The organism is Corallococcus carmarthensis (assembly GCF_003611695.1).
GTDB classification, from domain to species: Bacteria; Myxococcota; Myxococcia; order Myxococcales; family Myxococcaceae; genus Corallococcus; species Corallococcus carmarthensis.
The window spans coordinates 1-8838 of sequence record NZ_RAWE01000306.1; the positions used below are offsets into that span (position 1 = coordinate 1).

General features: G+C 70.2%; 9 protein-coding genes. 2 read left to right on the forward strand and 7 right to left on the reverse strand.

Going from position 1 to position 8838, the window contains the following annotated elements; genetic code table 11:
* Positions 1–645: 645 nt before the first annotated feature.
* The 7 genes from D7X32_RS41085 to D7X32_RS41115 are packed head-to-tail and all read right to left on the reverse strand — an operon-like array spanning position 646 to position 6632.
* Positions 646–1641, reverse strand: coding sequence for a sulfotransferase (locus tag D7X32_RS41085; RefSeq protein WP_120607964.1), 996 nt, complete (start codon positions 1639–1641; stop codon positions 646–648).
* Positions 1641–2510 carry a family 3 encapsulin nanocompartment shell protein gene (locus D7X32_RS41090; protein WP_216618770.1) on the reverse strand — a complete coding sequence of 290 codons (870 nt, stop codon included), beginning with the start codon at positions 2508–2510 and terminating at the stop codon, positions 1641–1643. The genes D7X32_RS41085 and D7X32_RS41090 overlap by 1 nt, the downstream gene beginning before the upstream one ends.
* 31 nt (positions 2511–2541) lie before the next feature.
* Entirely contained in the window at positions 2542–3585 is a 1044-nt protein-coding gene (gene argC / locus D7X32_RS41095; RefSeq protein ID WP_120607965.1) for an N-acetyl-gamma-glutamyl-phosphate reductase, read from the reverse strand.
* Positions 3582–4436 carry a RimK family alpha-L-glutamate ligase gene (locus D7X32_RS41100; RefSeq protein ID WP_120607966.1) on the reverse strand — a complete coding sequence of 285 codons (855 nt, stop codon included), beginning with the start codon at positions 4434–4436 and terminating at the stop codon, positions 3582–3584. Before D7X32_RS41100 ends, argC begins: the two co-directional genes overlap by 4 nt.
* Positions 4437–4445: 9 nt before the next feature.
* Positions 4446–4649, reverse strand: a complete 204-nt coding sequence (lysW, locus tag D7X32_RS41105; protein WP_120607967.1) for a lysine biosynthesis protein LysW — start codon at positions 4647–4649, stop codon at positions 4446–4448.
* Position 4650: 1 nt separating this feature from the next.
* On the reverse strand, positions 4651–5688 hold the full coding sequence (locus tag D7X32_RS41110) for a transketolase family protein (protein ID WP_120607968.1): 1038 nt from the start codon (positions 5686–5688) through the stop codon (positions 4651–4653).
* Positions 5685–6632, reverse strand: a complete 948-nt coding sequence (locus tag D7X32_RS41115) for a thiamine pyrophosphate-binding protein (RefSeq protein WP_120607969.1) — start codon at positions 6630–6632, stop codon at positions 5685–5687. The genes D7X32_RS41110 and D7X32_RS41115 overlap by 4 nt, the downstream gene beginning before the upstream one ends.
* 280 nt (positions 6633–6912) lie before the next feature.
* On the opposite strand from D7X32_RS41115, the gene D7X32_RS41120 reads away from it, so the two are divergent.
* Both D7X32_RS41120 and D7X32_RS41125 read left to right on the forward strand, forming a co-directional pair.
* On the forward strand, positions 6913–8499 hold the full coding sequence (locus D7X32_RS41120; protein WP_244239465.1) for an AMP-binding protein: 1587 nt from the start codon (positions 6913–6915) through the stop codon (positions 8497–8499).
* Positions 8500–8518: 19 nt separating this feature from the next.
* Positions 8519–8776, forward strand: a complete 258-nt coding sequence (locus D7X32_RS41125) for a phosphopantetheine-binding protein (RefSeq protein ID WP_120607971.1) — start codon at positions 8519–8521, stop codon at positions 8774–8776.
* The last annotated feature ends 62 nt before the right edge of the window (positions 8777–8838 follow it).

Below are 8838 nucleotides of genomic sequence, written 5' to 3' on the forward strand. Positions count from 1 at the left end.
TGTGTATAAGAGACAGCCCCCGGACATCCGGGGCGTCCCCCTCCCGCCCGACATGGCCAAACCGGTCCGACAGTCGGACCGGTTTCCGCTGCCCGCATGGCGCGGAGGTCCCCAGCCCCGGTTCTCAAAACCGGTCCGACTGTCGGACCAGTTTCCGCCGCCCGCGTGGGACGGAGGTCCCCAGCCCCGGTTCTCCAAACCTGTCCGACTGTCGGACAGGTTCTTGTTGCTTGCGTGGAGCGGCGGTCCCCAGCTTCGGTTCTCCAAACCTGTCCGACTGTCGGACAGGTTCTTGTTGCTTGCGTGGAGCGGCGGTCCCAGCTTCGGTTCTCCAAACCTGTCTGACTGTCGGACCAGTTTCCGCCGCCCGTGTGGGACGGAGGTCCCAGCTTCGGTTCTCCAAACCTGTCCGACTGTCGGACCAGTTTCCGCCGCCCGCGTGGGACGGAGGCCCCAGCTTCGGTTCTCCAAACCTGTCCGACTGTCGGACCGGTTTCCGCCGCCCGCGTGGGGCGGAGAGGCCCCCCGCCGCGGTGGTCCAAACTGGTCCGACTGTCGGACAGGTTCGTGCGGTGCGCCGCCGACAGGGGGCCCAGCGGGTTTCTCGCCCTCTCATCCATGGGGACAGGGCTCATGGCCGAAGGCTCAGGGGCGGGTCTCCACGCCCGCCGGGTCCGGTGTGGAACCTCCGGCGGGAGCGCGCCGTGTACCGCCGAGATACCCGTATTTCGCCATCAGCGGCCACGCGAGCGCCACGGTGAGCGCCTTCGCTCCGGAGGCCAGTTCCCCCTTCCACGCGTCGTCCTCGCCGCGAAGGAGCGTGGGTCCGCTGCGGAAGCGATCCGGGTTGCCGGTGACGGTGTGGTTCTTCCCCAGCACCACCGTGCGGCCCTTCACCGGGTTCTGTGCTCGCGGCACGCCCACCAGATCCAACACCGTGTCCACGGCGCGGTCCGGCGCGGCGATGAAGTCCTCGTAGCGCAGGAAGAGCGACTGGGCGGGGAACCTCCGCGTCACCTCCTCCGACGCGGCGTTGAAACCCAGCCAGTACGCCGTGCTTCGCGCGGCGGACATGGGGACGACGTACTGCTTCGTCTTCGTCCACGAATGCGTCACCGCACGCGGGTCGCGCACCAGGTGCAGGTACAGCGGCCGGATGCCCTCCACGCGCGGCAGCAGCGCCGCCTCGGATGGGAACTTTCCGCTGTCCACCAGCACCGTGCTCCCCGTGGCCCGCGCGATGGTGCGGTACGTGCGCGCGAGGAAGTCCGCGTGCGCCTGGAGCGCCTGCGAATCCCCCGCTTCGTCCAGCACGCGCAGCGTGTGCCGGGTGCGCACGGCGGCCTGCTGCCGGCGCACCACCGCCTCCGCGCTTGCCCGGGGCGTCAGGCCCGCCGGCACGTCGGAGGTCAGCACCGTGTTCCAGATGCCGCACTCCAACAACTGCTGGCCGCAGCCGCACAGCGTGTTGGAGCCGTTCCCGTACGCGTTCTTCCACAGGAAGCTCAGCTCCCCCACGTGGAAGAAGCCCGGCACCTCGTTGAGGACGTTGCCCAGGATGGTGCTGCCGCTGCGGCACCAGCCGGTGATGTAGAGGACCGTGAGCGACGCGCCCTCGCCCTTCGCGCTCGCGGTGGCCATCAGGTCAGCGACGCCACGAAGAAGTGGGTGGGCAGGTGCACCGCGAGCGTCGTGTAGACCTCGCCATAGGCCGCCAGTCCCTCGCGCGGGAAGATCCCCGGCGGCGGCTCCGCGAACCGGATGACCGAGCGCTGGCTGTCATACAGCGTCGCCGCGGCGGTGAAGTCCCCCACGATGATGGTGCCCGGGTTCACCATGCGCGTGCGGCACAGGCGGATGCCCATGGCCGCCAGGTCCGACAGGAGCGACTGCTGGCCCACCAGGTGCTCGTAGAAGTCCAGCGAGTTGATGACGATGCCGTCCGCGGATCCGCCCATCTGCTCCACCTGCGCGCAGGCGTTGAGCAGCGAGGCCACCGCGTTCTTCTTCGCCGGCAGCCGCACGATGCCCGGCGTGTGCAGCAGGCCCCGCACGCCGTCCCCACCCTTGCCGATGCACAGCGCCTGGTTCTCCGCCGTGTTCAGCCGCACCAGCAAACGGAAGTCGATGAACTGCGCCAGCGACTGCGAATCCTCCAGCAGGTTGCGCGGCACTTGAATCCACGCGCGCGTGGGCTTGAGCGCCTGCGTGTCCTGGTGGAACTCGAAGCCGGCTTCCGGCCGCAGCTCCAGGTCCTGCACCGGCCCGGTGGGCTTCGCCTGCGGGTGCGTTTCGTACCAGAAGGGCACCGGGTCGCGCTCCGCCTTGGCCGTCTTGAACATGCCGCGCACCGCGATGCGCGGACGGCGCTTGAAGCCGGGGAACGCGTCCACGATGGACGTGTCGTAGTCCACGTGCGCCTGCGTGCCGTGCTTCTGGACCGCGGCCGCGAACGCCGCGCCGGGGGACAGCGACACGTCCGCCTTCGATTGGGTGCTCAGGATGCTCATGGCGTGAGGCTCCTCGGAGTCAAAAAGCGGTCTAGAGCGGATGCAGGCCCCGGAAGCCCAACCCTTCGGTCTCCGGACGGCCCAGCATCAGGTTCAGCGCATGCACCGCCGTACCGGCGGCGCCCTTCACCAGGTTGTCGATGGCGGCGTTCACCACGATGCGGCCCCGCTCCGCGTCCACGTCCACCGAAAGGTCGCAGTGGTTCGTGCCCACCAGCGGCCCGGGCTCCGGGAACGGCGACAGGGACGCGCTGGGGCGGAGCAGCCGCACGAAGGGCTTCTCGCGGTAGCGCGTGGCGATGGCGCGCACCACCTCCGCCTCCTCCACCGGCCGCGCCGCGAAGGCGTGCACCGTCGCCAGGATGCCGCGCACGCCCGGCACCGCCGTGGCGCTGAAGTGGATGGTGGGCTGCTGGCCGGTGATCCGCGCCACCACGCCCTCCAGCTCTCCCGTGTGCCGGTGGCCCACCGGCTTGTAGCAGCGCAGCGCGTTCGCACGCTCCGGGTGGTGCGAGGAGCGGTCCGGCGTGGAGCCGCCTCCGGACGAACCCGTCTTCGCGTCCACCACCAGCACGTCCGGCCGTGCAAGGCCCGCGTGCAGCAGCGGCAGCAGCGCCAGCAATCCCGCGTGCGCCATGCAGCCGGGCACCGCGACGTGGCGCGCGTTCGTCAGCGCCTCACCCATCCACTCCGGCAGCCCGTAGACGAACGTGGGCACATCGTCCGGACGCGGGTGCTTGCCGTACCAGCGCGCATGCCCCGCGGCGTCCAGGCGGAAATCCGCGCTCAGGTCCACCACCCGCTCCGCCAGCCGGCACACCTTGGACCAACGCTGGAGCAGTTCCCCTTGCGGCAGGCAGCTCACCAGCACGTCGCAGGACTCCAGCGCGTCGTGCGGCGTGTAGCGCAGCGTCCCCGCGCCGCGCAGGTGCGGGTGAGGGAAGTCCAGGCGCTTGCCGGCGAACTGGCCGGAGGTGGCCTGCACCACCTCCACGGCCGGGTGCGCGAGCAACAGGCGCAGCACCTCGCCGCCGGTGTAGCCCGCGGCTCCCAGCACCGCCACGCGCACGCTCATCGCCGGGCTCCGCCGGCGCCGGACGCAACGTACTCCGCGATGAGGTCCGGCAAGGGGACGCCCGTCTCGTCGATGCTGCGCGCGAACTCCACGCAGTGGTTGATTTCATTGACGTAGATGTCGCCGCCGCGCGTCTCCAGCAGGTCCACCGCCACCATGTCTCCGCCCACTGCCTCCGCCGCGGCCTCCGCCAGCTTCGCGTGCACCACCGGCACCTCGTAGCGCTCCGGCACGGCGCCGCGCGCGGTGTTGGTGATCCAATGCTCGGAGCGCCGCCGCAGGCCGCCCACCGCCCGGCCGATGACGTAGACGCGCAGGTCGTAGCCCGGCTTGTCCACGTACTCCTGCACCAGCGCCACGTGGTCCTGCGCGCCACCGGTGCCAAAGCGCGTGGACAGCACGCCCTCCGCCGCCGTGCGCGAGTCCAGCCGGGCCACCATCCGGCCCCAGCTCCCCAGCACGGGCTTGGTCACCACCGGGTAGCCCTTCTCTTCAATCGCCTCCAGGCACGCGTCCTCGTCGAAGGCCACGAACGCCCACGGCATGGGCACGCCCCTGGCGGCCAGCGCCGCGCTGGTGAGCGCCTTGTCGCCGCAGAGGGAGATGGTCCGCGCGCTGTTGAGCACGCGCAGCCCCTTCATCTCCAGGAACGTGGCCAGGTAGCGCGCACGCGTGAAGGACATGCTGCGCATCAACACGGTGTCGGCCTCGGTGACGCGCTGCCGGTCCATGGACAGCACCATCCCGGAGTCCTGCACCAGGTTGACGGCGCAGTCGCGCCTGCGCAACGCCTCGAGGAGGAGCTTCTCCTCGGTGCGGACACGCGTATAGACGAGGTCGACCTTGCGCATGGCGCGAGGTTACTCCCCCCAGTCTTCCTCGACCTCGGGTGCTTCCTCGAGCCGCAGTGGGTTGATGCCCACCACCTCCAGCTCCGCGGAACAGCCGTCACAGGAGAGCACCTCGCCCACCATCCGGTTCCCGCCCGGCACCTGCTGCGAGCACAGCGGACACTGGTCGGGCGGCACGGACTGCGTCATCGGGTTCGGGTTCTGGACCTGCATGTCAGTCCCTCCTCGGTTCGGATCCCACGGCAAACACCGGGGTTCTTGGGAGCACTCCCAGGATGCGCTCGGCCACCTGCCCGCCCTCCAACCCATGGCCCTTGAGCAAGGCTTCGTGCGAACCGGCACGTGAGTCGTACCGGTCTTGAATCCCCACACGCAGCACGCGCCGCGGGAGGTCCAGCGAGCACACCGTCTCGCACACCGCGCTGCCCAGTCCGCCCAGCACGTTGTGCTCCTCCACCGTCACCAGCAGCCGCGTGCGCGACGCCGTCTCGCGCACCGCCTCCTCGTCCAGTGGCTTCAGCGTGTGCACGTTGAGCACGCGCGCGGAGACGCCCTGCGCCTCCAGCAGCTTCGCGGCGTCCAGCGCCACGGACACGCCCACTTCCCCGTGCGCCAGGAGCCCCACGTCCTCGCCCTCGCGCAGGAGCGCGGCGCGCCCCAGTTCGAAGGTCGGGCGCTGGATGTCCAGCCGGGTGACGCGGTTGCGGCCCAGCCGCAGATACACCGGCCCGTCGTGCGCGAGCATCGCGCGCGTGGCCTGCACCGTCTCCAGGCCGTCCGCGGGTGACACCACCATGAGGTTGGGCATCGCGCGCAGGACGGCAAGGTCTTCAATCGCGTGGTGCGTGGGGCCGAAGAAGGCGCCCGCGACGCCGCCGTAGTCGCACACCAGCTTCACGTTGGCGCGCGCATAGGCCAGGTTCAGCCGCACCTGCTCACACGCGCGCATCACGCCGAACGCCGCGAAGCTGTGCGCGATGACGGTGTGCCCGCCGTGCGCCAGGCCACACGCCATGTCCAGCATGGTGGCCTCGCAGATGCCCAGGTTGAAGTAGCGCTGTGGGTGGCGCGCCTCGAACGGGTCGCCTCCGCCGCCCAGGTCCGCCTCCAGGAAGACGACGCGCGCGTCCTCCTCCGCGAACCGCGCCGCCGCGTGCCGGAACACCAGCCGGCTGGACAGCTCCGGGTGCGCGGCGAGCCACGCCTCCGGCGCCTGGGCCAGGTCCACCGCGGGGGCAAGCGACGCGCTCACTGGCCGTCCTCCCCCAGCGACGCGAGCGCCCGGCGCAGGTGCTCCTGCGAGAACACCGCGTAGTGCGGCCCCTTGCCCTTGAGCATCGGCACGCCAGCGCCCTTGCGAGTCCTGGCGACGATGGCGCGCGGACGGCCGCCCACGACGGGCGCCTCCAGCGCGGCGGCCAGCGCGGGCAGGTCGTGGCCGTCCACCTCCAGCGACTGGAAGCCGAACGCGTCCAGCCGCTGCACCAGCGCCTCCTGCGACAGGATGGACTCAGTGGGTCCGTCGTTCTGCCCGCCGTTGCGGTCGATGATCAGCGTCAGGCCCGTGAGATTGCGGTGCGAAGCCACCTGGAGCGCTTCCCAGTTGGAGCCCTCGCCCATCTCCCCGTCGCCGCAGACGACGAAGGTGCGGTTGGGTTCTCCGCGCAGCGCGTGTCCCAGCGTCAGCCCCACGCCCAGCCCCAGGCCGTGGCCCAGGCTGCCGGTGGCGAACTCCACGCCCGGCACCGCCGCGTTCACGTGCCCGGTGAAGATGCTGCCGTCCGCGTTGTACTCGCGCACCAGCGTCTCCACGTCCACGAAGCCGAACTCCGCCAGCGCCGCGTAGAGCCCCGCCGCCGCGTGGCCCTTGGACAGGATGAGGTGGTCGCGCTCCGGTGCCTTCGGCGCGCGCGGATCCACGCGCATCACCCGGCCCAGCAGCGCCACCAGGATTTCCACCATCGACAGCGAGCCGCCCAGGTGACAGCCCGACGGCGTCGCCGCCAGCCGCACGATGGTCTGACGGATGCGCTTCGCCCGCCGGGGCAGCAGCGCCAGGCCCGCGTCCGACGCGGCGCCCGAAGGCCCGTCCCCAGTGCGAGCAGGCGCCACCGGGCCGCCGGAAGCCGTGGGTTCATCTGGCGTCCGCGCGTCGCGCGACAGCCCGGGGGTCGTTGGATTCGCCGAGAAAGTCATGCCCGTAGCGTCGCTGTTACAGCCCCGGAATCCGGCTGTTGTGAGACACCCTAGGAAATCGCATCATGCGCCGTCAACGCGGATTTTCTCAAGATATAGACGTACGAGAAAAAACCGTCTTGCCCGGTAATCTCGCGGTGTTACACGCGCGGAACGCCCGGCATTCCCAGGCTTCGGGACACTCGGAGGAGACCTTCAGATGGGGCAGCGTTTCCATAACGCAGCGGCACTGGCGAAGGGTTCGGAATACCGGCGAAAGGGTTGGTGGCGTGACACCACGGTGGTTGACGATCTGCGTCGCTGCGTCCAGGCGCACCCGGACAAGACCGCGATCATCGCCGCACGGTACTTTTCCAAGGACATCACGCGGCTGACGTACGCGGAGCTGGCCCGGTACATGGACCGGTTCGCGCTGGGCCTGCGCGACCTGGGCGTGGGGCGCGAGGACATCGTCGCGGTGCAGCTGCCCAACGGGTGGCACTTCACGGCGCTGGCGCTGGCGTGCGCGCGGCTGGGGGCGGTCATCGCGCCCATTCCGCCGGACTACCGGCGGCGCGAGGTGGAGTTCATCCTGGGTCGCACGGAGGCGTCCGTGTACGTAGGGCCCACGTCGTGGACGGGGCACTCACACCGGGACATGGCGCGCGACATCGCGGCGGTGCTGCCGTCCCTGCGCCACCGGGTGCTGCTGGGCAACAACACCGACCTCCAGGCGGGCGAGCGCGACTTCGAGCGCCACTTCATCGAACGCGAGTGGGAGAAGGAGGCGTCGCTGGAGGGCGTGGCCCCTGCCGCCGCGGACGACGTGTGCAACATCCTCTACACGTCCGGCACCACGGGTGAGCCGAAGGGCGTGGTGCATTCGCACAACACGAACTACGGCATCACGCGCGCGCTCTGCGACACGCTGGGCATCGACAGCACGGACGTGGTGGCGCTGCCGTCGCTGCTGACGGCGTCCACGGGGTTCACGTACTCGTACCTGATGCCCGTCCTGCTGGGGGCCACGGCCATCTACATGGACGTGGGCGACCCGGAGCTGACGCTCAAGCTCTTCGAGGAGCACGGCGTCACGTTCACGTACGGCATCCCCACGTACCTGATGAACCTCATCGCGTTGCAGCGCAAGCGCCAGCGCAACACCTCCTCGCTCCGGCAGCTCGCGACGGGTTCCATCCCGGTGCCCCCGCACCTCATCGCGGCGGTGCGCGAGGTGTTCGGCGTGCGGCTGCACACGCTGTGGGGCATGACGGAGAACGGCGCGGTCACCATCACGCGGCACGAGGACCCGCCGGACTGGCCCAGCCAGAGCGACGGGCGTGCGGTGGCGTGGATGGAGACGAAGATCATCCCGGCGCTCGCGGAGGACGGCACGCCGTATCCGGATGGGACGGGGCGGCTGCTGGTGCGCGGCGCCAGCCAGTGCCTCACCTACTTCAAGCGCGACGACGTGTACGCCGCGGCGGTGGACGCGGAGGGCTGGTTCGACACGGGCGACCTGGCGCGCGATGACGGACGGGGCGGCATCCGCATCGTGGGGCGGCTGAAGGACGTCATCTTCCGGTACGGGTACAAGATCCCCGTGGTGGAGGTGGAGTCCGCGCTGTACTCGCACCCGAAGGTGAAGGAGGTCGCCGTCGTCGCGCACTCGGACGACAAGATTGGCGGCGAGCGGGTGTGCGCCGTCGTCGTCGTGCGCGAGGGAGAAGCCCCGCCCACGCTCAACGAGCTGCGCGACCACCTCAAGCAGCAGGGCATGTCCAACCAGTACTGGCCGGACCGGTTGGATCTCATCGACGAGATGCCCAAGACGGCCACCGGCAAGGTGCGCAAGTATCTGCTGCGCGACCGGCTGAAGCCCGCGTGAGCGGGAGGGAGGAACCGCCTTGAATCAGAGCCCCGAAGAAGCCTCCAGCGACACGGAAGCGAAGCTCGCGGCGTGGTGGAAGGACCTGTTGGGCGTGGAGGCCGTGCGCCCGGAGGACCACTTCCTGGAGCTTGGCGGCAACTCCCTGATGGCCACGGTCCTGTCCAATCGCATCGAGAGCGAGCTGGGCGTGGAGGTGTCCATGGGGGAGCTGTTCAACACGCTCCGCGCCGTGGCCACGCTGTGCGACGAGCTGCGCCAGGAGCAGATCGCTTGAGCCGCGCCGCCCCTTGAGGGTGGCCCCCATCCCCCGCTTCCCCCCGAGCGCGACATGACGAC

What these genes read in the sequence shown, in the direction of transcription:
- D7X32_RS41090 (WP_216618770.1), bottom strand. Translation starts at nt 2,510, where the DNA reads ATGAGCATCCTGAGCACCCAATCGAAGGCGGACGTGTCGCTGTCCCCC.
- lysW (WP_120607967.1), bottom strand. Translation starts at nt 4,649, where the DNA reads ATGCAGGTCCAGAACCCGAACCCGATGACGCAGTCCGTGCCGCCCGAC.
- D7X32_RS41115 (WP_120607969.1), bottom strand. Translation starts at nt 6,632, where the DNA reads ATGACTTTCTCGGCGAATCCAACGACCCCCGGGCTGTCGCGCGACGCG.
- D7X32_RS41085 (WP_120607964.1), bottom strand. Translation starts at nt 1,641, where the DNA reads ATGGCCACCGCGAGCGCGAAGGGCGAGGGCGCGTCGCTCACGGTCCTC.
- argC (WP_120607965.1), bottom strand. Translation starts at nt 3,585, where the DNA reads ATGAGCGTGCGCGTGGCGGTGCTGGGAGCCGCGGGCTACACCGGCGGC.
- D7X32_RS41100 (WP_120607966.1), bottom strand. Translation starts at nt 4,436, where the DNA reads ATGCGCAAGGTCGACCTCGTCTATACGCGTGTCCGCACCGAGGAGAAG.